Source organism: Erwinia sp. MYb416, from assembly GCF_037479575.1.
GTDB lineage: Bacteria > Pseudomonadota > Gammaproteobacteria > Enterobacterales > Enterobacteriaceae > Erwinia > Erwinia rhapontici.
Genome location: NZ_JBBGYT010000162.1, coordinates 1 through 774, shown reverse-complemented (window position 1 = coordinate 774; position 774 = coordinate 1). Strand labels below are relative to the sequence as shown.

Genomic DNA, 774 nt, shown 5'->3' with positions numbered 1-774 from the left:
TATCAATTTACCAACCCTGCGCCAATATTTTTATCGGCCTTATAGCTGTTGATTTGGCTATATTTAGCACTCGTAATGAGCAAAGCCCCCGCGAAAAGACTCGCCATATTTCGAAAAAAATTATCGATTTTATAATATATTACAGCCTCTACGTTCTGTTAGTGGCAAAAATCTGGAAGCATAACAATAGCAGAGCAAGCACGATATCCTTTGATCTCAGCGGAATTGAAACCATAACGTACACGTGCAAAAAACTTTTTGCTATGGTTTCATCATTCCTCTATGGCCCGGTAATCGTTTATTTTGCCATCCCTTTATTCATTGCCATTCTGGTTGCGCTGTATAAAATTTTAAAAGATACAGAACATCGTTACTTTAAGCTCTTTTGCCTGATATCTTCATTCTTATTGTTAACTTTATCACTTTTAGGCCCTAATATTATTTTACGTGAAGCGCCTGTTTTTCCACGGATACTGGTTTCTTTTTCCGTTTTTTTTGTGGTGGTAGCCTTACTTCTAGATCATTGCGCGCTCAAAGCAAGATATCTTGTGCTCATCCCTGTCATTACAGTATTTGCATTTAGCGCCCAACTGAGCAGTGCCCTTAAAGCACAGCGCGAACATGAAGATATGGTTTTCAATATCATTACTCAGGATTTGTTAAAGTCTGGAGAATTAAAAACCATCACACTTATTGGTCAGGTGAACATCAATCCGCGTGCCGCAATACTGGTTAAAAACAAACCGCTATTGAATTACTTTCTGAGTCCTGCAT

The 774-nt window shown here is 38.4% G+C and carries 1 pseudogene; it reads left to right on the top strand.

Features of this window, described 5'->3' with window-relative positions:
• Positions 1-774 (top strand): annotated as a pseudogene (locus tag WH277_RS01560) (glucosyltransferase domain-containing protein); the annotation flags it as partial.